The organism is Neptuniibacter sp. 2_MG-2023, assembly GCF_030547495.1.
Classification (GTDB): domain Bacteria; phylum Pseudomonadota; class Gammaproteobacteria; order Pseudomonadales; family Balneatricaceae; genus Neptuniibacter.
Genome location: NZ_JAUOQC010000004.1, coordinates 115,234 through 139,962, shown reverse-complemented (window position 1 = coordinate 139,962; position 24,729 = coordinate 115,234). Strand labels below are relative to the sequence as shown.

General features: G+C 44.0%; 19 protein-coding genes. 10 read left to right on the top strand and 9 right to left on the bottom strand.

Features of this window, described 5'->3' with window-relative positions; translation table 11 throughout:
* Nucleotides 1-2: 2 nt before the first annotated feature.
* The 4 genes from rbbA (at nt 3) to Q4486_RS05685 (ending at nt 8,360) form a co-directional block, all read left to right on the top strand.
* Nucleotides 3-2,780: a ribosome-associated ATPase/putative transporter RbbA gene (gene rbbA / locus Q4486_RS05700; protein ID WP_303518689.1), complete on the top strand. Its 2,778-nt coding sequence runs from the start codon at nt 3-5 to the stop codon at nt 2,778-2,780.
* Nucleotides 2,781-2,782: 2 nt separating this feature from the next.
* Nucleotides 2,783-3,907 (top strand): ABC transporter permease, encoded by a 1,125-nt coding sequence (locus Q4486_RS05695; RefSeq protein ID WP_303416735.1) that lies wholly within the window; start codon nt 2,783-2,785, stop codon nt 3,905-3,907.
* 161 nt (nt 3,908-4,068) lie between these two features.
* On the top strand, nt 4,069-5,958 hold the full coding sequence (locus Q4486_RS05690) for an alpha/beta hydrolase (protein WP_303518688.1): 1,890 nt from the start codon (nt 4,069-4,071) through the stop codon (nt 5,956-5,958).
* 11 nt (nt 5,959-5,969) lie between these two features.
* On the top strand, nt 5,970-8,360 hold the full coding sequence (locus Q4486_RS05685; RefSeq protein WP_303518686.1) for a plasma-membrane proton-efflux P-type ATPase: 2,391 nt from the start codon (nt 5,970-5,972) through the stop codon (nt 8,358-8,360).
* A gap of 96 nt (nt 8,361-8,456) precedes the next feature.
* Here Q4486_RS05685 and ahpF read toward each other — a convergent pair whose 3' ends face one another.
* The 5 genes from ahpF to Q4486_RS05660 all read right to left on the bottom strand — a co-directional run bounded on the left by ahpF (nt 8,457) and on the right by Q4486_RS05660 (nt 14,448).
* The gene (gene ahpF, locus Q4486_RS05680; RefSeq protein WP_303518684.1) at nt 8,457-10,019 is read right to left on the bottom strand and encodes an alkyl hydroperoxide reductase subunit F; all 1,563 of its coding nucleotides are present in this window, start codon (nt 10,017-10,019) and stop codon (nt 8,457-8,459) included.
* 145 nt (nt 10,020-10,164) lie between these two features.
* The gene (ahpC, locus tag Q4486_RS05675; RefSeq protein ID WP_067864428.1) at nt 10,165-10,722 is read right to left on the bottom strand and encodes an alkyl hydroperoxide reductase subunit C; all 558 of its coding nucleotides are present in this window, start codon (nt 10,720-10,722) and stop codon (nt 10,165-10,167) included.
* Nucleotides 10,723-11,003: 281 nt separating this feature from the next.
* Nucleotides 11,004-12,206: a tryptophan synthase subunit beta gene (gene trpB, locus Q4486_RS05670; RefSeq protein ID WP_303518683.1), complete on the bottom strand. Its 1,203-nt coding sequence runs from the start codon at nt 12,204-12,206 to the stop codon at nt 11,004-11,006.
* Between the two features lie 154 nt (nt 12,207-12,360).
* The gene (locus Q4486_RS05665; RefSeq protein ID WP_303518681.1) at nt 12,361-14,010 is read right to left on the bottom strand and encodes a methyl-accepting chemotaxis protein; all 1,650 of its coding nucleotides are present in this window, start codon (nt 14,008-14,010) and stop codon (nt 12,361-12,363) included.
* 186 nt (nt 14,011-14,196) lie between these two features.
* Nucleotides 14,197-14,448: a hypothetical protein gene (locus Q4486_RS05660; protein ID WP_231867945.1), complete on the bottom strand. Its 252-nt coding sequence runs from the start codon at nt 14,446-14,448 to the stop codon at nt 14,197-14,199.
* A 118-nt stretch (nt 14,449-14,566) separates the two neighbouring features.
* Between Q4486_RS05660 and pdxB the strand changes: the two genes are divergently transcribed.
* From pdxB to Q4486_RS05640, 4 genes are all read left to right on the top strand, one after another.
* Nucleotides 14,567-15,703 (top strand): 4-phosphoerythronate dehydrogenase PdxB, encoded by a 1,137-nt coding sequence (gene pdxB / locus Q4486_RS05655; RefSeq protein WP_303416696.1) that lies wholly within the window; start codon nt 14,567-14,569, stop codon nt 15,701-15,703.
* A gap of 61 nt (nt 15,704-15,764) precedes the next feature.
* Entirely contained in the window at nt 15,765-16,469 is a 705-nt protein-coding gene (locus tag Q4486_RS05650; RefSeq protein ID WP_303416695.1) for a flagellar brake protein, read from the top strand.
* Complete coding sequence (locus tag Q4486_RS05645; protein WP_303518680.1) at nt 16,462-17,574, top strand: ATP-NAD kinase family protein; 1,113 nt, start codon at nt 16,462-16,464, stop codon at nt 17,572-17,574. The genes Q4486_RS05650 and Q4486_RS05645 overlap by 8 nt, the downstream gene beginning before the upstream one ends.
* 151 nt (nt 17,575-17,725) lie before the next feature.
* Nucleotides 17,726-18,295, top strand: coding sequence for a hypothetical protein (locus Q4486_RS05640; RefSeq protein ID WP_303518679.1), 570 nt, complete (start codon nt 17,726-17,728; stop codon nt 18,293-18,295).
* A 353-nt stretch (nt 18,296-18,648) separates the two neighbouring features.
* Here Q4486_RS05640 and Q4486_RS05635 read toward each other — a convergent pair whose 3' ends face one another.
* The gene (locus tag Q4486_RS05635) at nt 18,649-19,365 is read right to left on the bottom strand and encodes a YebC/PmpR family DNA-binding transcriptional regulator (protein WP_303518677.1); all 717 of its coding nucleotides are present in this window, start codon (nt 19,363-19,365) and stop codon (nt 18,649-18,651) included.
* Between the two features lie 293 nt (nt 19,366-19,658).
* On the opposite strand from Q4486_RS05635, the gene Q4486_RS05630 reads away from it, so the two are divergent.
* Nucleotides 19,659-21,590 carry an ATP-dependent DNA helicase RecQ gene (locus tag Q4486_RS05630; RefSeq protein ID WP_303518676.1) on the top strand — a complete coding sequence of 644 codons (1,932 nt, stop codon included), beginning with the start codon at nt 19,659-19,661 and terminating at the stop codon, nt 21,588-21,590.
* 60 nt (nt 21,591-21,650) lie between these two features.
* Here Q4486_RS05630 and Q4486_RS05625 read toward each other — a convergent pair whose 3' ends face one another.
* Nucleotides 21,651-22,475 (bottom strand): mechanosensitive ion channel family protein, encoded by an 825-nt coding sequence (locus Q4486_RS05625; RefSeq protein WP_303518675.1) that lies wholly within the window; start codon nt 22,473-22,475, stop codon nt 21,651-21,653.
* Nucleotides 22,476-22,783: 308 nt separating this feature from the next.
* Between Q4486_RS05625 and Q4486_RS05620 the strand changes: the two genes are divergently transcribed.
* Nucleotides 22,784-23,695 carry a DMT family transporter gene (locus tag Q4486_RS05620; protein ID WP_303518674.1) on the top strand — a complete coding sequence of 304 codons (912 nt, stop codon included), beginning with the start codon at nt 22,784-22,786 and terminating at the stop codon, nt 23,693-23,695.
* Nucleotides 23,696-23,826: 131 nt separating this feature from the next.
* On the opposite strand, the gene Q4486_RS05615 is transcribed toward Q4486_RS05620, so the two are convergent.
* Both Q4486_RS05615 and Q4486_RS05610 read right to left on the bottom strand, forming a co-directional pair.
* Nucleotides 23,827-24,120, bottom strand: a complete 294-nt coding sequence (locus Q4486_RS05615) for a DUF3861 domain-containing protein (protein ID WP_303518673.1) — start codon at nt 24,118-24,120, stop codon at nt 23,827-23,829.
* Nucleotides 24,121-24,162: 42 nt separating this feature from the next.
* The gene (locus tag Q4486_RS05610) at nt 24,163-24,651 is read right to left on the bottom strand and encodes a DUF2798 domain-containing protein (RefSeq protein WP_303518671.1); all 489 of its coding nucleotides are present in this window, start codon (nt 24,649-24,651) and stop codon (nt 24,163-24,165) included.
* Nucleotides 24,652-24,729 lie beyond the last annotated feature (78 nt).

Sequence of the window (24,729 nt, the reverse complement as noted above, 5' to 3'; positions counted from 1 at the left end):
CTATGGCTGAACAGGATCGTCCGATCGCTCGTATTCAGGGTGTTACACATAGCTACAAAAAGGTTCATGCCGTTGATAATATAACGCTGGATATTCCTTCTGGTTTAATGGTCGGTTTATTGGGTCCCGACGGTGTTGGTAAGTCGACTTTGATGGGGCTGATCTCTGGCGCGCGTAAATTGCAAAAGGGGCATCTTGAGGTGCTGGGCGGTGATATGACTTCGGTCGATCATCGAAAAACTGTTGGCCCTGGGATTGCCTATATGCCCCAAGGGCTAGGTAAAAACCTGTATGCAGAATTAAGTGTTGAAGAGAATCTCGACTTCTTCGGTAAGCTTTTTGGCCAAAGCACAAGTGAGCGTAAAACACGCATTGAGCGATTAACTAAAGCAACGGGGCTACATCCCTTCCTTTCCCGACCTGCAGGTAAGCTGTCAGGGGGGATGAAACAGAAATTGGGTCTTTGCTGCTCGCTGATTCATGATCCTGATCTGCTAATATTAGATGAGCCTACCACGGGCGTAGACCCCCTATCTCGGCGTCAGTTTTGGGCATTGATCGCAACCATTCGTAAAGAACGTCCTAAAATGAGTGTACTGGTTTCCACCGCCTATATGGATGAGGCAGAGGGTTTTGATTGGCTGGTGGCTATGGATGCCGGTCAAGTACTTGATACAGGTACGCCAGAGAGTTTAAAAGAGAAAACCGGCGCTGAGGATTTGGAAGCGGCGTTTGTGCGGTTGTTGCCTGAAAGTAAACGTGGTGACATGAGTGAATTGGTTATTCCACCTTTAGAAGAAAAGGGTGGGGAGCCCGCGATTGTCGCTAAAAATTTGACCCGCCGTTTTGGGAATTTTACTGCGGTTGATAATGTTAGCTTTGAGATACAAGCGGGTGAGATTTTTGGCTTTCTTGGCTCAAACGGTTGCGGTAAAACAACGACGATGAAAATGTTAACAGGATTGTTGCCAGTTTCAGAAGGCGAGGCCTATCTGTTTGGTCATTCTGTTAATGCGGATGATCTGGAAACCCGCAAACGTGTTGGTTTTATGACTCAGGCATTCTCCCTTTACGGTGAATTGAGTGTCGAGCAAAACCTAAAATTACATGCCCGCTTATTCCATTTAACGCCGGAGAAAACCGCTGAGCGTATTAATACCCTTGTTGAACGTTTTAGTTTGCGTGAACATCTGGGTGTATTGGCATCATCCTTACCTTTAGGTATTCGTCAGCGCCTTTCTTTAGCGGTTGCAGTTATCCATGAGCCGGAGATGCTGATTCTCGATGAGCCTACATCGGGTGTAGATCCTATTGCGCGAGATGGGTTTTGGGAGTTGTTGGTTGAGCTCTCACGGAAAGACAAAGTAACAATCTTTATCTCCACCCATTTTATGAACGAAGCGCTGCGCTGTGATCGTATATCACTTATGCATGCAGGGCGGGTACTGGTTTATGATGAGCCCAAGCACTTGGTTGAGGCAAAAGGAGCTGCTTCGTTAGAGGAGGCTTTTATTGGTTACCTTGAAGACGCGATCGGTGATAAGAGTGATGAAGCGAATAATGATAGTGCTATTCCAGCCACCTCACTAGCTGAAACCGCTGTAGGGTTGAGCGATGTTCAGCTCCCTCAGTCGTCAGAGACAAAAAAACAAGGGTTTAGTCTAAACAGGCTGCTTGCATATAGCTATCGCGAAATTATGGAGGTGATGCGAGATCCAGTGCGTATGGCGTTTGCCTTTCTTGGTAGCTCTCTGTTGTTGATTGTTATCGCGTATGGCATCTCATTGGATGTTGAAGATTTAACTTATGCTGCACTCGATAATGATAAAACCCCGGAAAGTCGTGAATATCTGAGTAACTTTGAAGGCTCGCGTTATTTTAGTGAACAACCGGCGTTAACCAGTAAAGATGAGCTTGAACGGCGGTTGAAGTCCAATGATATTACCTTAGCTATAGAGATCCCACCGGGCTTCGGTCGCGACCTTAAAAAAGGAGAAGCACCGAGTGTTTCAGCGTGGATCGATGGCGCTAATACCACTCGAGCAGGCACTATTGCCGGTTATGTCAGCGGTGCACATATTCATTATCTGACGCAATTAGCGACGAATGCAGGTGTTGATGCAAGTGCGGTCTCAAAAGTCACGCTTGAGCCACGCTATCGTTATAACCCTTCTTTCGAGACCATCTACTCTATGGGGCCGAAGACTCCAGCTATGTTGTTATTACTGTTCCCAGCGATTTTGATGGCGGTAAGTATGGCAAGGGAGAAGGAGATCGGTACTATCACCAACTTTTATGTCACACCAACAAGCCGATTTGAATTCTTGCTCGGTAAGCAATTGCCCTATATTGCTATTGGTATGGTCAACTTTATTATTTTGACCTTGCTGGTGGTGTTTCTGCTGGATGTGCCTCTGAAGGGGAGCCTATTAGGTTTATCATTAGGAGCATTGTTCTATATTTTTGCTGCGACTAGCTTTGGTTTATTGATCTCAACTGTTACAAAATCTCAAGTGGCGGCGGTTTTTGCTACGGCTATTCTCTCCATTATGCCGACAATTAATTTCTCTGGTTTAGTTCAACCGACCTCTACTATGGAGGGGGGCGGACATCTAATCGGTCTATTGTGGCCCGCAACCTATTACATGCACCTGAGTGTAGCCGCGTTTACTAAAGGGTTAAGTTTCTCTGAATTGATGGGGGATATTCTTCTACTTGCTGTGTTTGGGCCGATTTTAGTCATTATTGCGGCTACATTTTTGAAAAAGCAGGAGGCCTGAAGATGAAAACTTGGATCAATATCTTCTGGCTTGGTATTAAAGAGCTGCGTAGCGTTTTTAGTGATCTAGTGATGGTCATACTGATCATCTATTCGTTTAGTTTAGCAATCTATTCGCAAGCTACAGCGACCAGTGAATCAGTTAATAATGCCTCTATTGCGATCGTTGATGAAGATCATTCGACACTTTCGCGTGCTATTGCAAACGCCCTTTATCCGCCTTATTTTAAAACGCCCGAACTTATCTCGCCTGCTGAGATTGATGCGTCTATGGATCTGGATCGGTTTATGTTTGTTGTCCAAATCCCTCCACAATTTGAGGAAGATGTACGCCGAGGCCGCCAGCCTAGTGTTCAGATCGATATTGATGCCACGGCGGTGACTCAAGCCAGTTTAGGTAACAGTTATATTCAAAACATTGTTGTTGATGAGGTTAATCACTTTATCAACCGTTCTGATGAAACAACAGCTTATCCCGTGACGTTAGTCCAGCGCCGCGCTTTTAATCCCAATGGTACAGGTATGTGGTTTGGCGCGATTAATGCACTGATTAATCAGATATCTATGATTACCATTATACTCACTGGGGCCGCACTGTTGCGTGAGCGTGAACATGGCACTATCGAGCACCTATTGGTAATGCCGCTAAGCTCGTTTCAGATCGTGATGTCTAAGGTTTTAGCTAATGGACTCATTATTCTTGTTGCCTTTTCTCTGTCTATGCTCATCGTTGTAGAAACCATTCTGGATGTACCGATTAGTGGATCCCGTTTTCTGCTGGTGGGAGGGACAACTATTTATCTATTTGCTGCTGCCGCTATAGGCATTTTCTTAGGCACTATAGCGCGTACTATGGCGCAGTTTGCGTTGTTGATGATTATGGTGATCATACCTATAACTATGCTTTCCGGTGGTCTAACGCCAATTGAGAGTCAGCCTGAAATTATCCAGCCGGTGACTTGGTTCTTACCTTCCCGTCACTATATGTCATTTGCTCAGGCAGTGATCTTCCGTGGCGCTGATATCACAATTATTTGGCCCCAACTGCTGATTATGATAGGTCTAGGTAGTATCTTTTTTAGTGCTAGTCTTGGGTTATTTAGACGTTCCATCGCTGTTAGTCGTTAATCTGCAATAGATTGAATGATGCGATGCACAATAAACTTCTCTAAAATTGGATAAGAAACAGCTATAAAATTAATCTCGCTCAATGTCGCGCTGCAGCATTTTGACTATACTCTTAGCATATAGAGAGCAGAATGTTCCATAAGATATAAGAGGGATTTAAGATGGAATCGCACGGGTTAGAGCAGTCTGGTAGTAATCAGACCGATCAGGCAGGTGAAGTTAAGGCAAAAGAGCAAGGGGAGGCAAGTACTGCTTGTCATGCTAGCTTTGCTCATAAAGGCCCTACAGATTATTTTACTCAACTGTTGGGTAAAGATTCATACTATCCACTTTCTTTTCAAGAGACGCTAGATAAGAGTGTTAACGCATCTATAGCGCGTTTTACGGGGGGGCTTTCTCCGAGCGGCTTATCCGCGGCTTATACTGACTGGGCGGCTCATCTTGTTACAGCACCGGGCAAGCAGATTCAACTGTTTGAAAAAGCGCTTAAAAAAGCCATACGTCTGGCAAATTATGCAGGTTTTTGTGCGCCGGGCGTTAATCCTGAAGCGGCATCTCCTTGTCCCTGTATCGATCCATTACCTCAAGACAAAAGGTTTAGTGGAGAGGCGTGGCAGAAATGGCCCTACAATCTCTTTTACCAATCTTTTTTGTTAAACCAGCAATGGTGGTACAACGCAACAACGGGTGTACGGGGGGTTACTCCGCAGCATGAAAATGTGGTTGAGTTCGCAACGCGACAAATCTTAGATCTTTTCTCTCCCTCCAACTATCTGTTGACCAATCCTGAATTGCTGGAACAAACACAAAAAGAGGGCGGGCAGAACTTACAGCGGGGAATGCAAAACTTCCTAGATGACCTACAGCGCATGCTTAATGATCAAAAACCAGCGGGCACAGAAGGGTTTCAAGTCGGCAAAAATCTCGGGATTACGCCGGGCAAGGTGGTTTATCGTAATCGCTTAATAGAATTGATTCAGTATGATGCAGTGACTGAAAAAGTTCATCCTGAGCCTATTCTTATCGTCCCAGCATGGATCATGAAGTATTACATTCTTGATCTTTCACCAGGGAATTCCCTCGTTAAGTATCTGACAGAACAGGGCTTCACTGTATTTATGGTGTCTTGGAAAAATCCAGACCATGATGATCGTGATCTCGGTATGGATGATTATCGTACCCTCGGTATTATGAATGCATTAGCGCATATAGATAAGATTACAGGAGGCCAACCTGTTCATGGGGTAGGTTACTGTCTCGGGGGAACATTACTTTCTATTGCCGCTGCAGCGATGGCACGTGATGGTGATGAACGGTTTAAAAGTCTTTCTTTATTTGCTGCCCAAACGGATTTTACCGAAGCGGGTGAATTGATGCTGTTTATCAATGAGAGCCAAGTTACCTTTTTAGAAGATATGATGTGGGAGCAAGGCTACTTAGATACTAAGCAGATGGCTGGAGCTTTCCAACTACTGCGTTCCAACGATCTGATCTGGTCACGTATGGTGCATGATTACCTGATGGGTAAACGGGCTAAGATGAATGACCTAATGGCGTGGAACAGTGATGCTACTCGTATGCCTTACCAGATGCATTCCCAGTATCTTCGTCAACTTTTCTTAAATAATGCACTGGCTGAAGGCCGATATATTGTCGATAGCCGGCCAATTGCAGTTTCTGATATTAGAGTCCCTATTTTTGCAGTCGGCACTGAACGAGATCATGTGGCTCCTTGGCGTTCGGTTTATAAACTTCACCTTCTTGCTGATACCGATGTGACTTTCCTATTGACCAGTGGAGGGCACAATGCCGGTATTGTTTCTGAGCCGGGTCACCCCCGTCGCCGTTATCGCATAGCGACACGTAAACATGCCGATCGTTATCAAGATCCTGATACATGGTTTGCTGAGCATGAAACACAAGATGGATCTTGGTGGCCTGAATTAGCCGATTGGTTGAAGGAACGCTCTGGTGATTTAATTGAGCCCTCCTTTAATGCGGAAATAAAGCCGATTTGTGATGCACCGGGTACTTATGTTTTGCAAGACTAAGGGGATGAATCATGCTTAATGATCTGCATACTGCTTCTGAATCCGATCAAGTTAATAGTGGGCTCACATCTAAGGAAGCCGAGCTGCGGTTAACTGAGCAGGGTGCTAACGAAATTATCGAACAGAAAGAGAGCGCGTTACGGAAAATCCTCTCTTATTTCTGGGGGCCTATCCCTTGGATGATTGAAGCGGCGGCCGTACTCTCTGCACTGGCTCAGGACTGGCCTGACTTTTTGATTATTCTAACTATGTTAGCTGTGAACGCCGGGGTCGCCTTTTGGCAGGAGCGTAAAGCGGATAATGCAGTTGAACTCTTAAAGAAAAAACTCGCTACTTCAGCGCGGGTACTGCGTGATGGCAGTTGGCATGATCTTCCTGCGCGTGAGCTTGTTCCGGGTGATCTTATCCACCTAAAGCTGGGTGATGTGGTGCCCGCTGATGTTGAGTTATTAAAAGGCGCAGGCCTTTCCATTGATCAGTCCGCTTTGACGGGTGAATCATTACCCGTCGAAAAAAATGCTAAGGATGTGGCTTATTCTGGTTCCATCGTACGCCTTGGTGAGATGACCGCTGTCGTAACAGCGACAGGAATGCGAACCTATTTTGGTAAAACGGCTGCATTGGTCGAGCAGGCAGGCGCACCGTCACACTTTCAGCAGGCGGTGTTAAAAATTGGTAACGCCTTAATCGTAGCGACATTGGTATTGGTTGCCGTGATTCTTACCTACGGTTGGTTCCGGGGTGATCCACTGCTTGAAACCCTACAATTTTCGCTTATCTTAACGATCGCTGCGATTCCCGTGGCACTGCCCGCTGTGTTGTCGGTTACTTTAGCCGTTGGTGCAATGACATTAAGTCGCTTAGGCTCCATTGTCTCCCATTTAGCTGCGATTGAAGAGTTGGCGGGGATTGATGTGCTCTGCTCAGATAAAACGGGAACTTTGACCCAAAACCGATTGGTGGTGGGAACGCCGGCGTTGGTCGAAGCAAAAGAGACGGAGCAGGTGTTATTCGCCGCCGCGCTAGCCTGTGAGCCAGAGAGTAATGATCCGATCGATAGCTCTATTCTTAGCGCCCTAGATCATGCCGAAAATTTAGATAAGGCTAAGGTTGATCTCTTCACGCCGTTCAATCCCGTGAGCAAAATTGCTGAGGTAGAGGTAACGCTGGAGGGTGAAAAACGTTATATAGCTAAAGGGGCACCACAATCTATCTTAGCTTGGGCGCTGGCCTCGGCCGAGGCGCAAGCCGCGGTAGAAAAGCAGATTGACACATTGGCAGCGGATGGTTATCGCGCTCTGGCGGTAGCTGAACGTATAGGCGATCAGCCAGCGCAAGTGCTAGGTTTGTTACCCCTTTATGATCCACCCCGTGAGGATAGTGCGACTACAATTTCTGCACTTAGGAGGTTAGGTGTAGCGGTTAAAATGGTCACAGGTGATCATATTGCTATCGCTCGACAGATTGCTGGAAAGTTAGGTATAGGTAGTAATTTCATCACCGCTGACAAGGCATTTTCTAAAGAGCATAAAATGACGGCAAGCGAGATCCTTGAGCGTGATGGTTATGCTCAGGTTTTTCCTGAACATAAATTCGAGATAGTGCAAACTTTACAGTCCAGCGATCACTTAGTGGGCATGACCGGCGACGGTGTAAATGACGCCCCAGCACTACGTCAAGCGGATGTAGGGATTGCGGTCAGCGGTGCAACGGATGCAGCACGGGCCGCAGCTGACTTAGTATTAACTGAGCCGGGTTTAGGCGTGATTCGCAGTGCAGTGGAGGAGGCGAGACGCATTTTTGAGCGCATGACCGCCTACGCTATTTTCCGTATCAGTGAAACGGTTCGCGTTTTGCTGTTTATGACGCTCTCCATTCTTGTTTTCGATTTTTATCCAGTGACGGCAGCGATGATTGTATTGCTGGCGCTACTCAATGATTTCCCGATCATGATGATCGCTTATGATAACGCTAAGCCTGCGCCGCATCCTGTGCGCTGGGATATGCATAGAGTTCTGGTTCTTTCGAGTGTTCTCGGTATATTGGGGGTTATCTCTAGTTTTGGTCTGTTCTGGATTGCTGAATCAATTTGGGAGTTACCACGTCCGACCATTCAAACATTGATTTTTCTTAAATTACTGGTTGCAGGGCATCTGACCATTTACTTGACCCGTAATAATGGTCATTTTTGGGATCGTCCATTTCCGAGCCTTAAACTCTTTATCACAACAGAGCTGACTCAAGTGGTTGGAACATTCGCTGCTGTTTACGGATGGTTCGTTGAGCCTATTGGTTGGTCGATGGCGCTAACGGTTTGGGGCTATGCGCTGGCTTGGTTCCTCATTAATAATATGGTTAAACGCTTAGTGCTACGTAATATTATAAATACTAATCAAGCTTAAATTAGGTGATAAATATTTACGTTAAGTCGCGTTACACAGATAAAAACCACCGTAGCGATACGGTGGTTTTTTTATGGATTTAGCTAAGGGCGTTAATTAGTTGCGGATCAGGTAATCAAACGCGCCGAGAGCTGCGGTTGCACCCGCGCCCATGGAGATAATGATCTGCTTAAACGGCACTGTTGTAACATCGCCTGCAGCAAAAACACCGGGTAAGCTTGTTTGACCGCGGCTATCAATCACGATCTCACCTCGATCACTTAATTCAAGGGTGTTCTTCAAAAAGTCGCTGTTAGGTACTAAACCAATTTGGACGAAAATACCGGCAACATCAACTACATGACTTTGATCGGTTTTGCGGTCTTTATAGCTCAGCCCTATTACTTTGTTACCATCACCAAGCACCTCAGTGGTCATCGCATCTTTAATGATAGTAATGTTTGGCAACGATTGCGCTTTTTGAACTAATACCGCATCGGCACGCAAGGTATCGGCGAACTCCAGAACGGTTACATGCTCAACAATACCAGCAAGATCTATAGCTGCTTCGATGCCGGAGTTACCCCCACCAATCACAGCGACAGGTTTGCCTTTGAAGAGCGGACCATCACAGTGAGGGCAGAAAGCGACCCCTTTAGTTTTGTACTGCTCTTCACCCGGTACATTCATTTCGCGCCAGCGTGCGCCGGTCGCTAAAATGACCGATTTAGCGGTGAGAACAGCACCGTTTTCTAGCGTCACTTGTTTGATCTGTTTGCCATCTTCACCGGCAATATCGAGAACCTTCACCGCCCGTTGGTTGGTCATTACGTCTATATCGTATTCTTTAACGTGTTCTTCTAATCCGGCTACGAGTCGAGGGCCGTCGGTGGCTTTAACCGATATGAAGTTTTCGATAGCCATGGTATCCATCACCTGACCACCAAAGCGGTCAGCAACAATACCGGTGCGAATACCTTTACGCGCAGTATAAATAGCGGCTGATGCCCCCGCAGGGCCACCCCCGACGACTAATACATCAAAAGGTGCTTTGGCGTTTAGTTCTGCGGCTTGTTTTTCCTCGGCACTATCATCAACCTTATTAAGAATTTCTTCTAAGGTCATGCGGCCATTACCGAAAGGTTCGCCGTTTAGTAGAAGAGTCGGTACTGCCATAATGCCTTGTTCTTCCACTTCTTTAGGGAAGACACCGCCATCAATCATGGTGGCGGTGATATTCGGATTGAGAACCGCCATCAGGTTAATCGCCTGAACCACATCGGGACAGTTATGGCATGACAGCGAGATATATACCTCAAAATTTAACGTCTTAGATAGACTTTTCGCCTGTGCCTGTAGCCCAGCCTCTTCCTTACTTGGGTAACCACCCGCTTGTAGTAAAGCTAAGACCAATGAGGTGAACTCATGACCCATAGGTACACCAGCAAAGGTTACGCGTGCTGTTTCACCTTGCGGACCCACCGCCATACGCGGCACACGGCCTGTATCATCGGTTTTAATGGTCAAGGTTATCTTGTCTGAAATCTCAGCAATTTCTCGTGCGAGTGTTTCCAGCTCTTTAGATTTTGGTGTTTCGTTGGTAGACACCGTCAACTCAATCGGATTATCGATCTTCTGAAGGTAGGTGCCCAGTTGTTGTTTCATGTTGCTATCTAACATAAATCACCGTCCGGATTGAATTGAGTTAAAAATATGTGAGTGTGGCGTTCCCACCATCAACAGGCTTGTTCACGTCGATGGTGGGTGTCTCTCTCTCTTTGGTTATGGCAGGCCTTAGGTAAAGGCGCCCATTACCGGTGTCGGATTAGATTTTGCCGACTAGATCAAGAGAAGGAGCCAATGTTGCTTCACCTTCTTTCCATTTAGCTGGGCATACTTCACCAGGGTGAGCTGCAACATACTGAGCCGCTTTAATTTTGCGCATCAGATCATCTGCATCACGACCAATACCTTCCGCAGTAATCTCCATCGCCTGAATTACACCTTCTGGATCGATTAAGAAAGTTGCACGGTCAGCTAGGCCTTGGCCTTCACGTAGTACACCGAAGTTGCTAGTAATAGTGGCTGTTTGATCGCCTACCATGTAGTAGTTAATAGTGCCGATAGCATCAGACGTGTCGTGCCATGCTTTGTGGCAGAAGTGTGTATCAGTAGAGACAGAAAACACTTCAACACCCATTTTCTGAAGCTCTTCATATTTGCTAGCAAGATCTTCTAGCTCAGTTGGACATACAAATGTGAAATCTGCTGGGTAGAAAAAGAAAACAGCCCATTTACCGATAACATCCGCTTCAGTGATCTCGACGAATTCACCTTGTTTAAAGGCAGTTGCTGAGAAAGGCTTGATAGTTGTATTAATCATTGTGGTAACTCCAGTCGTTAAATATGTGGGCAAGCTATCTGCTTGGGAACGAGATCTATGATGCATGACTGGATGAAATAGATTAAATTGATTGTTTTTAATAGGGCAATAGCAATAACCTATCAATTAATTTAAAGGCGTAATTAGGTGAAGTGTTAATGCTTATAGGCAACGCGCAAATGTGTAGAAAGGTTTGGCAGGAAGGTAGAAAGAACTAGATCTATCGTCAATCAGTAACTGGTTGATACATAGGATCTAATCCTTTCTTTTTATTTCAGAGCTTACAGCCCTAATTTCTCGGCTACGTAATCAGCATCTTTATCGCCACGGCCCGATAGGTTGACTAAAATTGTTTGATCTTTTGAAAGGGTCGGTGCTTTACGCATAGCCCACGCGACCGCATGGGAGCTTTCTAAGGCGGGGATGATGCCCTCTATACGAGAGAGTTCCATAAAGGCATCTAAGCATTCTTGGTCCGAAGCGGTTTCATACTGTACGCGGCCTAAGTCTTTTAAGTAGCTGTGCTGTGGGCCTACACCAGGATAGTCGAGTCCAGATGCGATGGAATGGACTGGCATAGGTTCGCCATCTTCGGTTTCTAGTACGTAGCATTTCATGCCGTGTAGGGTGCTAGGTTTACCGAGTGTAAGTGTGGCTGAGTGTTCTTGGGTATCAAGCCCTTTACCGGCAGGCTCGATCCCCACAAGATTGACGCTTTCATCGTTAAGAAAGGCGCTAAACATACCGATGGCATTAGAGCCACCACCGACACAGGCGGTGACATAGTCGGGTAGGTGATTGGTTTTTGCTTGGAACTGTTCGCGGGCTTCTGTACCAATAATACTCTGAAAATCCCTGACCATTTTAGGGAAAGGATGAGGGCCAACCACTGAGCCTATGGCATAGATAAAGTTTACCGGATCTTTTAGGTACTCTTCAAATGCGCTGTCGACGGCATCTTTCAAAGTGGCGGTGCCACGGGTAACGGGGATTAATGTACAGCCTAAAATCTTCATTTTGGTGACGTTAGGGTGTTCTTTCTCTATATCCACTTGGCCCATATGTATTTCACAGGGAATACCGACAAGGGCGCAGGCTGTTGCGAGTGCGACGCCGTGTTGACCTGCACCGGTTTCAGCGATCACTTTAGTTTTACCCATAAATTTAGCGAGTAGGGCTTCACCTAGGCAGTGATTAATTTTATGAGCGCCAGTATGATTTAGGTCTTCACGTTTTAAATAGATTTGTGCGCCACCTAGCTTTTCGCTTAAGCGTTTTGCATGGTAGATAGGGCTTGGACGACCTACATAGTCAGCGAATAGCAGATCAAGTTCTGCTTGAAATTCAGGCATCTGCCGAATCTCTTCATAAGCATCGTTAATCTCATCCATAATCTGCTTAAGTTCAGGTGGTATCTCTTGGCCACCAAACTCACCAAAAAAGCCTTCTTTATTGGGCATCTCTGCGTAGGTAAATTTACTCATCTTCCATCCTGTTCCGCTGCGTAGCGTATTTTTTATTAGTGTTTAATATATTAACTTTATTATAAGGGGCTGAATGCTCAATTAAACCACTAGAGAATTTAAAAAACCGCTGTGACCTAAGGCCAACAGCGGTTTCGTTGATCTATGCCTTGATTTAATGTTGATCCGGTTTATAGCCTATACGTACTCCGCCCCAATGCTTGCCGTTAACAAAGATTGGCACGGATAGATCATGCATAATTTCACCAGTGTCGCGTTTGTAAGTTTGTAGCAGCATCGTATCGGTATGGGCCCCACAGCGGGCGCCGGTTCTATCATTAAAGATGCGTTTGCTACGGCTTTTTACCAGATCGGTTTCATAATCGCCCGATAAAGGGTGAGCAAACTGATTATTATGGGTGGGAATGTAGCCATTAATATCCGTAGCAATTGCGTAGATCAGTTTCTCATGGCTGTTCAGCGCAGGCTCTTGGATGTTAGGTAGGATCTTGTCGGTTAATTGATCAAATGGAGTAGTGTGTTTTTGAGGGTTTGAACCTTCCACAGGGGTGTAGGTGTGATCAAATAGTGCTGACTCAGATATTTGGTCTTGAGATATAGCTTGCTCAAAGGCCGCCGAAACTCGGTTTGCAGTGTCTCGTGCAATATGGAAAAAGGGTTGGTGATAATTCTGTTCTGAGGCGGTGGCTAAAATGGAATTAGATTTTTCAGCCGCTTCCATTAAAGAGGCTGCCTGTGTTGCTAGTTGAGAGACTTCAGTATCGCTTCCTTCTAACTCATGGCGAACATTTTGCAGTGAGTTAAAGATGACCTCAAGATTCTGCCGGTTGTTTCTTGCGCCTTCGGCGATGGTGGAAATTTGCTGCTCAACATTTGATGATTGTTCTGAAATGCCGCCTAACTGATCGCTAATTTTTTCCATGGCGATGGTGCCGCTTTCGACATTACTCGAAAGGGTTTGAATACGATTAACCACCTGCTGGGTTTCTGAACGTATTTCATCAACGATCAGTTCTACCTCGCCTGTTGCACTGCCTGTACGTGAGGCTAACTGCCTTACTTCATCAGCGACTACGGCAAAGCCGCGGCCATGATCACCTGCTCGAGCGGCTTCTATTGCTGCGTTAAGGGCAAGCAGGTTGGTTTGTTCGGCAATCTCTTCGATCACTCGGGTCACATCTTGTATTTTTTGTGATTTTTCGTTGAGTTGCTCAATTAATACTAAGGTTTCTGTGGCTTGGGCGTTTAATTCTCGAATATCTACCATCGCTGCGGTTAATGCTTGTTGTCCTTCTGCTCCTGTCTCTTTCGCTTGGATAGCCATCTGAGCTGCCAGTTCAGCTTGTTGTTCCGATTGCTGTACAGTCACTGTCATCTCTTCAGCGTTACTGGCTATTTGTGCTACCTCTTGCACTTGGTTGTCGAGCTGAGCTTTAAGAGTATCCGCCGAGAAGGATACCTCCGCGGCCGAAATTGCATTAGCATTTGCGCTGCTGGATAGTTTACCGCTGATATTTTCGGTATTTGCTAGCTTTGTAAAAAAGTCACCAAAAAAATAAGGTAGAAGTGTTAATTGATCAAATTTAGCCTCTTTTGCGTGCGTTATTTCATTTGCTATAGGCCCTAATAAAATTTTGTGTATAACTAATATGGACGTTAGGGAGGCTAAAAGCGCGCTACAAGTTAAAGCTATTAACGATCGGTTATCCGCTCCTGTGGCAAAAGCAGCACCAGCAGCTAATCCAGTAATAACTAGAGCGGATAAAAAACTTTTAGTGTAAAAACCAAACAAGGAACCGTTCATGTACTTTCCTTAGTAGCTTAGTGGATAGATATTATTTATTGCTAATAAAACAATGACGTATATGGAATATAGCATTAGGCATTATCTGTAAATGCTCTACTTTGGTATTGGCTGTTTGGATCAGGAGTATTAGATAGAGGAAATGTCAGGCGCTTGTTTTAGATCGACTTTTTTAGAGATACTCGCTTAGTGATCGAATTCAAACCCTAATTGGGTTTCTTGACGAGCAACATGGCGAAATCCTTGGCTCTTGAGTTGTTTTCGAATTTCCCTGACGATCAGTCGTGCATCTTGATATGATGTACTAACTGTCTGGTTGCAGGCACTTGTATTCTCGGCGTTGTTGCCCCAGCTTTGGCTGACAACCCAATCGCCGATCAGGTCTTGGTACATTCTTACAATGTAATATTCCTGATGTTTTTTCCAACGAATGATCAAGTGCGTGAGATCCAATCAATATAAGTGGCTTGAGCCACTATTTTTGTTCATGTATGTAATTTAAAACCGCGAATTGAGCCTGAACTGAGCCTGTTTGTAAAGTCTGGAGATTGATAAATTGCGTAACAGAAAACTAAATATTTTAGCGGATGAAAATATGCCTCAAGCTGAGGCCATTTTTTCTCGTTTTGGTAAGGTTATTCTGAAGCCCGGCCGAGATTTATCGCCTAAGGATTTACATGATATTGATGTACTGCTTGTCCGTTCAATTACACAAGTTAACGAAGCGCTTTTAGCCTCAAGTCCGGTTAAGTTTGTCGGCACGGCAACTATAGGTACTGATCATATTGATCAGCAGTATCTGGAGAGTAAAGGTATAGCTTTTAGTAATGCGCCGGGCTGTAATGCTGATGCTGTCGTGGAATATGTGCTGAGTTGTTTGTTTCTTACTGCTGAATGGCAAGGCTTTGATCCTAAAGACAGAACTTATGGCATTGTTGGCGTAGGAAATGTCGGAGGACGTTTACAGCGACGTTTACAAGCACTGGGTTATAAAGTGCTTGTTAATGATCCTCCTAGAGCGAGTTCAGAAGAGGGCTTTATTCCTTTGCATAGTTTGTTAAAACAAGCGGATGTTATCTGTTTGCATACGCCGCTTACGCAAGAGGGCGAGCACCCAACAGAGCATTTGATTTCTGATCTTGAGCTAGGGATGATTCAAGATCATGCTATCGTTTTGAATGCAGGGCGTGGCCCCGTAATTGATAATCGAGCCTTGCTAGATATAGGGAAAAAGCGCCCAGGGCTCACATTTATCCTTGATGTATGGGAACATGAGCCGGCAGTTAATGCCGCGTTAGCTGAGCGTTGCGCTATTGTGTCACCACATATTGCCGGTTATAGCTTTGATGGTAAAATTCGTGGCACATTTATGCTTTATCAAGCCTTGTGTGAGTATTTGGATCAGCCTTGCGAAGAATCACTCGAAGCGTTTTTACCTCAGTCTGAGTTAGCCTGTGTCGAGCAGGGGGATCTGAGCATATTGGAGTTGATGGAAAAAGTGTATGACCCGCGCATTGATGATTATATGCTGCGACATACTCTGACGTTACCCGAAGCGGAGCAAAAACAGGCCTTTGATCAATTGCGAAAACAGTACCGTGCAAGACGAGAGTTTTCTGCGCTTAATGTTGCGGGTGCAAAGGACCCAGATCAAATTGAGGCTATAGGTTTCAAGTTAGCCGCTAAAGGTTAACTCACTTAAGTTATTTACTTAACGTCCTCGTCATCTATTAGAGAGACTAAGAAACACTTTAATGACAAAAGCATTAGAATCACTTGATACATCGCGCTCGCTAGCTGAACTTAATCCACGTATAGGCGAGAAAGTTCAGATTGAAACCCGTGCGCCGCGTGCCCGCTATTCTGTTCAGTTATTAGGCTACCGTGAAAACGGTAGTTTAATGGTCTCAGCGCCGAAAAGCTCAGTCGTTAATGCCGGAGCACAAGTGACCGTTCGCTTGATGACCGGCAATTTTATCTGTGCATTCAGTGCTCGGATCCTGAAAATTCAAACCTCGCCTTTTGCTTATTGGCATTTAGAATATCCAAAAACGACAGAAGTTAGACGTATCCGTAGTCACACACGGGTTCCTGTTAATTTGTTGGTTTCAATTGATGAATTTGAGCAAGGTAAAGGGCTAAGGCATGACTGGCCTATTAATGCTTATTGCACTGATATTAGCTTGAGTGGTGCTTGTGTTGATGCACCTGTAGCTTTAGGTAAGCAGGGCGATAAGCTGTTTATGACAACCCGTTTTTCTGTGGCGGGTGTAGATCAGGTTATTTTAACAACGGCGCTCATACGTAGTGTGCAACCCCAAGAGGGAAGTGTCAGTACAGTAGTAAGTCATGGACTAGAGTTTTTAGATTTGGATGATGATACCCATCTAATTTTAGCGGGTTTTGTATACCAACAGTTTTTAATTGAAACGGGTAATTTGGAGATCTTAAGTGTTTAAGCTTGGCCTGATCATTAACCCTTTGGCCGGTGTCGGCGGTAGTGTCGCGTTAAAAGGTAGTGACGGTGAAGAAACCGCGCGTGAAGCCTTAGCTTTAGGTGCGGAACCTAAAGCGGGTTTAAGAACACTGCAAGCCCTTGAGGTACTCAAAGGTTTAGATATAGAGCTAGTGACCTATCCCGCTGAAATGGGCGAAACCGTTGCCCGTCAGGCGGGCTTTATTCCTCAAGTTATCGGTGAGATTCAAACGGGTAATACGTCTGCAGAGGACACTATCCAGGCCGCACAAGATCTTGTTAATCAGGGTGTGGATATTGTTCTATTTGCCGGTGGAGATGGCACCGCACGTAATATTTGTGCAGCGATTGCAGAGGACGTGCCTGTGTTAGGTATTCCCGCTGGCGTTAAGATCCATTCAGGGGTTTATGCGGTAACGCCGAAAGCAGCGGGCGAAATTATTGCCATGTTAGTTAAAGGTGAGTTAGTCACATTAGGTGACCAAGAGGTGCGCGATATAGATGAAGTGGCGTTCCGTGAAGGGCGTGTTCGCGCCAAATATTATGGTGATCTGTTGGTCCCTCAAGAGCATCGTTATCTGCAACAGGTCAAAAATGGCGGTAAGGAATCTGAAGAGTTAGTCCTTGATGATATAGCAGCTGATATTATTGAACGAATGGAGCCGGATACCTTTTATGTGATGGGGTCTGGTTCTACTGTTGCTGGGGTTATGGAGCAGTTAGGGTTGCCTAATACGCTTTTAGGTGTGGATCTTATTAAAGATAATCAACTTATCGCTGCTGACTGTACTGCAAATCAGTTATTAGAATTGACTCAAGGTCATCCCTGTCAATTAGTGATTACGTTAATTGGTGGCCAAGGACATATTATTGGCCGCGGCAATCAACAATTAAGTCCTGCGCTGTTAAAGCGTTTAGGCAAACAAAATATTAATGTAATTGCGACTAAAACAAAACTTAAAGCCTTAGAGGGGCGTCCATTAATTGTGGATAGTGGTGATCCTGAGGTTAATAAATTACTGGCAGGTGTTATTCCGGTGAATACAGGTTATCACGACTCAGTACTGTATAGAGTTGCTGATTATTAGTGAGCGGTTTACCTCCTCTGCTTGGCGGCTCAATGTTATTAGTTCGATTCCTTTTATTTAGTTTTTTAGCTGAATAAAAATGACATTATTTTGTAATATTTCCTAAGTAAAGTGCCTCTTAATTTTTATTGATCAATTAATGAGGCTCTCCATGAAAAAACTGATTGCTAGCGCAGTGTTTGCAACTGCAATGTTCTCCCTAACTGGTTGTCATACGCACCAAGTTCAACAGGAAGAAACTCAGTCTGCCGCGGCTACTCAGCTAAATAATGATGACTTGTATGAAGTAATGCATGAAGGTCGTTATTATGTTTTTGATGATTTCAAAACGTATCAACAGTTTTTATCTGTAGGTGAGACCTCTTTCCGTAAAGTGTTCATTGGTGATGGGCCTAAAGGCGCAACCCTTGTTTATGGCTTAACTAGCGAAGATAAGAAAAAGTCATCAGGCATTGCTAGCATCGATATGTTTAATGGCAAGCTTGAAGCTGCAGATGATTTCTATGGCGAAATGCGTGGTGAAGATGGTCGTTTGTATGTGTTTAGCACATTACAAGATATGGAAGATGTTCGTCTTGTCGGCGAAGCGCCATACCGCTTTACGCAAATCGCTGCTGGCCCACAAGGTCAAACTGTCGTTTATGTTTTAAATAAAAGCAATAAGAGTGAACAGCCTGTTGAATTGATGGCTAAGTTCAAAGCAATGAACGGCATGATGTAAATAGAAAAATCACTCTCTTTCAGGGAACTAATATTCAGAGTGGCAGTCTATTGTTCCTCCTGAAAGACGGTAGACCTTACAATTAAGTTAGTGGAAATTGGGTTCTGTTGGTTGAAAGGTCTGTTTGAGCACTACTCTCTAATTAGAAAGTGGTGCTTTTTTTTGCCTGTCATAAATCAAATCCTTTGATATGACGTAATATGATGGGGCAGAGCTGGTTTAGTTGTTTATTTATTGAAAAGTATTGGTTTATAAAAAGCCCGCAGATCAACTATCAGTGATGTGCGGGCTTTTTTTAGGTCCGAATAATGGGCCCTAGATAGACGAGATTAGGGCTATCCGTAGATCTCTACTTAAACTTCTGCGTTATGGTAGATGTTCTGTACATCATCCAGATCTTCTAACATATCAATGAACTTTTCGAACATTGGCATATCATCTTCAGAAACGGGTGACATATTTTGTGGCACAAACTGAATCTCATCGACTTCTAGATCAAGTCCTTCGATATTATCTTGTAGCGATTTTTTTGCTTTGAAGTAGTCAGTATGTGGTGCAAAGACAGTAATTTTTCCCTCTTCGCATTCAATGTCAGTTACATCAACATCTTCCATCATCAGTGCTTCAAGTACTGCATCTTCGTCATCACCGGCAAACACAAAAATAGCACTGTGATCGAACATGTGGCTAACGCTGCCTTGGCTACCAATTTTACATTTGGTTTTGTTAAAGCAGTTACGTACATCGCCAAAAGTACGGTTAGGATTATCCGTTAAGCATTCTACGATTACCATGCAGCCACCCGGGCCAAATCCTTCGTAGCGCGCAGGGGAGAAATCTTCACCACCGCCGCCTTTTGCTTTATCAAGTGCTTTATCAATTACATGAGCGGGTACTTGGGCTTTTTTGGCTCGTTCAATTAGACCCAATAACGCCAAGTTACCTTCTAACTCGACACCGCCAGATTTAGCACATACATAAATCTCACGGCTGAATTTACTGTAAACCTTAGCCTTGGCATCCGATGTTTTCGCCATTGACTCTTTACGGTTTTGATAAGCACGACCCATTGCGATATTCCATACACTGATAAAAAGAACAAAATTTTACAGATAAGCGCCGCGTTATTAAACCACCAATTAAGATTTGATGGAGGTGATTGCCTAAATGGCGGGATGAATTGTACGAATTTTGTTCTGTTTGGGGTGGTTGTTACCTTATCTAGACTCTTTCTAAGGGAGCTTTCTCTTTTCGAGGATCTATTGTAAAGGGCTCTAGTGAAAGGATTATCTGTTATATTTCTGTTCAGATTATTTCACCTCATACCAACCGTTAAACGGATTTAACGTAAAGGACGACTGATATGGATTTACAACCAGCCTTACAGCAATATTTTGCCTTTGATTCTTTTCGAGAGGGACAAGAGCAAACGATTAAGCAGCTTCTCTCAGGTCATTCTACGCTCTCTATTTTTCCGACTGGGGCAGGGAAATCCCTGTGCTACCAGTTTAGTGCGATCCATCTTCCCCATCTGACACTGGTGGTCTCACCCCTACTTGCTTTAATGAAAGACCAATTGGCGTTTCTTAAATCGAAAGGAATTGCTGCTGCGAGTATTGATTCAACCTTAACACCGCAAGAAAACCAAACGGTTATGCGCGATATTCGTCAAGGTAAGATTAAAATTTTGATGGTATCTGTTGAGCGTTTTAAAAATGAGCGTTTTCGCGAGTTTATCGCTTCTATCGACATCTCAATGCTGGTGGTTGATGAGGCGCACTGTATCTCTGAATGGGGTCATAACTTTCGCCCCGATTATTTGAAGCTTCCACAATATCGACAGGAGCTAAATATCCCCTTAGTACTTTTGCTGACAGCAACGGCAACGAGAAAAGTCAAAAAAGATATGGCGCAACGTTTTGCTATTGCACCTGAGCATATAGTCCAAACTGGTTTTTATCGGAATAATCTTGATTTAACGGTGTTGCCGGTGGCAAGCCAAGATAAAGATAAGCAATTGGTTGATCTAATTAAGCAGCAGAAAGGCCCCGGCATTGTGTATGTTACTTTGCAGCAGAGTGCTGAGCAGGTTGCTAAGTATTTAGCGACCCAACAGATCTCGGCTACAGCCTATCATGCGGGTTTAGATAACGATCTTCGGCATCAGATTCAATCTGACTTTATGGCGGGTCAATGCCAAGTTGTAGTTGCAACGATCGCTTTTGGTATGGGTATAGACAAAGCGGATGTACGTTTTGTTATCCATTATGATCTACCTAAGTCCATTGAAAACTACAGTCAAGAGATCGGTCGAGCCGGGCGTGATGGGCTCGCGTCTAACTGCATTACCTTAGCGAATTTGGATGGGATCAATACTGTAGAAAACTTTGTACATGGTGATACCCCAGAACCTGAAGGGATTGCGGTAGTGGTGGATAATATCCGTAAAGAGGTCTCAAACGGGCAGTGGGAACTGCAAATTCTAAGTTTATCTAATGATGCCAATATTAGACAGCTTCCCTTAAAAACCTTACTCGTTCAGTTAGAGCTCAATAAAGTTATTAAGCCGCTGTATGCTTATTTTGCTGAATATCGTTATAAATTTATGACCGACCAAAGGGAGCTGTTAAAACAATTTAATGGTGAAAGGTTGGAGTTTTTAAAGGCTATTTTTGATCATACTCAGTTTAAAAAAATCTGGGGTAGCTTAGATATAGAGAGTCTCTATCAACATTATGGTTGTGAGCGCAGCCGTGTTGTCGCAGCGTTGGATTATCTGCAAGAGCAGGGACATATTGTACTGGAGAGCAAAAAGATCACTGAAGTGTTCGCTGTTGATGAAGAGGCCCTGTCTCAACCGGAACTTGTGCATGTTTTAAGTGATTACTTTTTAGATAAAGAGCAAAAAGAGATACAGCGGATTGCTGCTTTAGTCAGGTTTTTTGAATTAGATCGATGCCTTACCGCTAATTTAGCTCGATATTTTGATGATCAGAACGCACCTGAACAGTGTGGTCACTGCTCAGTTTGTCGAGGCCAAGTTGCAAAATTAGCTTATTCACATCAGCCTCAACTGCCAGAAGATCGACGTTTGCAAAGCGTCTTGAATGGATTTAAACAACATATTGAAACAAAGACGAAACGATCACCGAGTGTTGGAACGTACTGCCGTTTTCTGGCCGGGATCAGTATTCCGCTATTTAGTCGTAATAAAGTTAGGCAGTTGGATGGATTTGGTTGCTGTGAACAGGTTCGTTTTCAAAGCATCAAAGATAAAGTGGTAGAGCTTATTTGAGATAGAGTGGATTTAACGGCAGAGCCCCACCCATGAGGATGAAGCTCTGTCGTTAATTGGTTATGCGTTTTCGTTAACCATAATGATTTTACGGTGTGGGAATGGAATCTCGATTCCGTTCTCATCGAGCGCTTTTTTGATCAGTTCAGGTACAGAATAAAGAACATCAAAGTAATGCTCACCTTTACAGAACGGACGAACAAGAAAGTCGACAGAACTGTCATTTAATGTTTCTACTTCAACAAAAGGTGCTGGATCTTTCAAAATATGAGGATGATTAGCTAATACACTGTCAATCACTGCGCGAGCAGCATCGGTGCTTTCGCCATAAGCTACGCCAAAGTGCATATCAACACCGCGCACATCATAGTGAGAGTGGTTAATGATCTTCTCGCCCCAGATCTGGCTATTAGGGATAATGACCTGCTGTTGATCAAATGTTTGTAGAATCGTAGTAAACATATCGATCTCAGTTACATTACCAAAACAACCGGCCGCATCGATAAAATCACCTACTTTATAAGGTCTAAAGATGAGGAGCATGACACCGGCCGCTAAGTTTGACATAGCGCCCTGTAAGGCTAAACCAACAGCTAAACCCGCCGCACCTAATAAGGCAACGATAGAAGCGGTTTGCACACCGAAACGGTTTAGAACAGCAATAAAAACAAAAGCGAGTATTAAGTAGCGAGCAAAGCTACCTAAAAAACGGAAAAGCGTATCATCTAAATGTTTGCCTTTACCTATGTTAATAATCAGTTTGTTTACACTGCCTGCTATCCAAAAACCAATAATCAGAATGACTATTGCTAATAAGATATTGGTTGCCCAAGCGATCGCCGCTGGCAGGTGTTGATTTATATCGATACTGTTGAGAAATTCCATTTTTTATGCCTTGTTATTAGTTATGGTGCTTAGGGTAAGTTTTTGTAGCTTAATAAGGGATTAAGAGTAAATAAAGTGTAGTTTAAAGACGTTATATTTTGGTGTCGTTTTGAATATTTTAAGTGGTCATGCTTTGAAACGCTGCAGGCGCTGACCGGACATTTCTTTTTTTTTGATTTTAGCTCGCTTAACTGACACCTGGATATTTTATGATAGGGCTCCGTTTGGGTTATGGATATGTGCTATAAAGGCGTGCTTATGTTGCCACTACCTATAATCGTTAAAGCAAAAATAGTAGAGGAACTTGTGTGACTATAGACTTCGGAACTGACCGCCGTACCAACTTGATTGGTAGTTTCTGGATGGTAACTGCGATGGCAATCTTTGCTGCTGAAGATGCTTTTATAAAAATAGTTGCAGAGACTCTACCGATTGCACAAATTCTGGTGATTTTTGGGTTAAGTGGTGCTTTTCTATTTGCCGGTGTAACCCTAGTTAGAGGGGAGGGTTTGTTTCATTTAGATGTGATCTCCCGCCCGATGAGGTTTCGGGTACTGTTCGAGATTATAGGGCGGTTGTTTTACGTACTGGCTATTACTTTAACCCCCTTATCATCAGCTACAGTGATTCTTCAGGCGAGTCCCATTGTTGTAGTGGCAGGGGCGGCACTTATCTTTCGTGAAAAGGTAGGGTTAAAACGATGGGTAGCCATTTTTGTTGGTTTACTTGGCGTTATTATTATCATTCGTCCAGGAACGGATAATTTCTCTTTCTTGTCAATTTTTGCCATTTTAGGGATGCTCGGTTTTGCCTGTCGTGATTTAGCCAGTCGGGCGGCTCCGGCATCGATCAGTACATCCATTTTAGGTTTGTATGGGTTTCTTGCGGTTGTTGTGGCAGGCATGCTCTTCTCGGTGTGGGAAGCGATACCTTTTTTAGTCCCCGATTTTAAAACATCAATCTACCTAGTAGGTGCGGTATTAGCCGGTGTTACAGCTTATTCCTGTTTGATGAAGGCGATGCGAACAGGAGAGGTCTCTGCAGTGACACCGTTTAGATACTCGCGGTTGTTGTTTGGTATAGGTTTAGGCGTGTTGCTGTTTAATGAAGAGATAAGTTTTCCAATGTTGATTGGCTGTAGCTTTATCGTTGTTTCGGGGCTGTTTATTCTTTGGCAAGGTAAACAGACTGCACGTTATAAAATAAGCCAGTCACGGTGACTTATTTTTTATAGGGTTTAAGAGCCAAATTACTTAATGGCTCTTAAACGCTAATTGTAGTGATTACACCCAGCGGTTGATCATAGCTTGCTAACCGCCTAGAAAAATGGGGGGTAAATATGACGAAGAGTCTAGTGAGTCTTCTGTTTAATTTTTTTCATAAATGCTGAAAAGTGCGGAAACAGGCTTACAAATAGATCATCATTTTTATTAGCTAACAGTAGGCCACCGAATAGTTTGATCCCTAGCGCTAAGGGGGCTGCTTTTGCTGGGCCTATATCTGTCCTAGCTTTGAGCTTTTCTATAATAGTAAAAAGTTCATCATGGCTGGAAAATTCGAAGGCTAGACTGCTGTCTTCAGGCACTGAACCATCAGCATTTTTTAGATGCTCAATGTTTACTTTGTACAAATGCTGTTTCTTCATAGTCATTATCTCAATCAATTAGCGTGTATGTTAGGGGAGTTATTAACTTTTCAGAAAAAGCTCAAGCTTAGGTTTAATTATCATCGACATAATGACCATGAAAGTTAGTCCTAAAGGCAGAGCTGCTAGAGTGCTCGTTAGCCAAGCAGATAAAAACTCGGTCGAGGTTGAATATCCAATATTCGTTGTGGTTGTACTGAAAGCCATTATGGACTCCATCACGCAAGCCATAATCCCGCCTACAATAAGGTTACGTTTGTGCTCATTTGTATTAGGCATCTGTTGTTCAACAAACTTGGTAATCAAGCCCATAAGCAGTAAGCCTATAGGAATTAGGATGAAAGCAGATAGAAATGAGCTGAGCCAATCAGTTAAAAAAGTATTGGAGTAACCGACATTCATATAGGTCATAACCCCTGTTAATGAACCCGCTATAACACTCATTATGCTCAATATGATTAATACCTTATAAACCAAAGGTGTTTTCCTGCCGCTTTGACTCGGTAATGGCAGCTCAGTGGGGGTGTTCATAATGGTTTTCCTGTTTTGAAGCAAATTACTGTATAGTTGATAATAGCAACTATATTTCTTAATGGTTGATATTGTCAA

What these genes read in the sequence shown, in the direction of transcription:
- rbbA (WP_303518689.1), top strand. Translation starts at nt 3, where the DNA reads ATGGCTGAACAGGATCGTCCGATCGCTCGTATTCAGGGTGTTACACAT.
- Q4486_RS05695 (WP_303416735.1), top strand. Translation starts at nt 2,783, where the DNA reads ATGAAAACTTGGATCAATATCTTCTGGCTTGGTATTAAAGAGCTGCGT.
- Q4486_RS05690 (WP_303518688.1), top strand. Translation starts at nt 4,069, where the DNA reads ATGGAATCGCACGGGTTAGAGCAGTCTGGTAGTAATCAGACCGATCAG.
- Q4486_RS05685 (WP_303518686.1), top strand. Translation starts at nt 5,970, where the DNA reads ATGCTTAATGATCTGCATACTGCTTCTGAATCCGATCAAGTTAATAGT.
- ahpF (WP_303518684.1), bottom strand. Translation starts at nt 10,019, where the DNA reads ATGTTAGATAGCAACATGAAACAACAACTGGGCACCTACCTTCAGAAG.
- ahpC (WP_067864428.1), bottom strand. Translation starts at nt 10,722, where the DNA reads ATGATTAATACAACTATCAAGCCTTTCTCAGCAACTGCCTTTAAACAA.
- trpB (WP_303518683.1), bottom strand. Translation starts at nt 12,206, where the DNA reads ATGAGTAAATTTACCTACGCAGAGATGCCCAATAAAGAAGGCTTTTTT.
- Q4486_RS05665 (WP_303518681.1), bottom strand. Translation starts at nt 14,010, where the DNA reads ATGAACGGTTCCTTGTTTGGTTTTTACACTAAAAGTTTTTTATCCGCT.
- Q4486_RS05650 (WP_303416695.1), top strand. Translation starts at nt 15,765, where the DNA reads ATGACAAAAGCATTAGAATCACTTGATACATCGCGCTCGCTAGCTGAA.
- Q4486_RS05640 (WP_303518679.1), top strand. Translation starts at nt 17,726, where the DNA reads ATGAAAAAACTGATTGCTAGCGCAGTGTTTGCAACTGCAATGTTCTCC.
- Q4486_RS05635 (WP_303518677.1), bottom strand. Translation starts at nt 19,365, where the DNA reads ATGGGTCGTGCTTATCAAAACCGTAAAGAGTCAATGGCGAAAACATCG.
- Q4486_RS05630 (WP_303518676.1), top strand. Translation starts at nt 19,659, where the DNA reads ATGGATTTACAACCAGCCTTACAGCAATATTTTGCCTTTGATTCTTTT.
- Q4486_RS05625 (WP_303518675.1), bottom strand. Translation starts at nt 22,475, where the DNA reads ATGGAATTTCTCAACAGTATCGATATAAATCAACACCTGCCAGCGGCG.
- Q4486_RS05615 (WP_303518673.1), bottom strand. Translation starts at nt 24,120, where the DNA reads ATGAAGAAACAGCATTTGTACAAAGTAAACATTGAGCATCTAAAAAAT.
- Q4486_RS05610 (WP_303518671.1), bottom strand. Translation starts at nt 24,651, where the DNA reads ATGAACACCCCCACTGAGCTGCCATTACCGAGTCAAAGCGGCAGGAAA.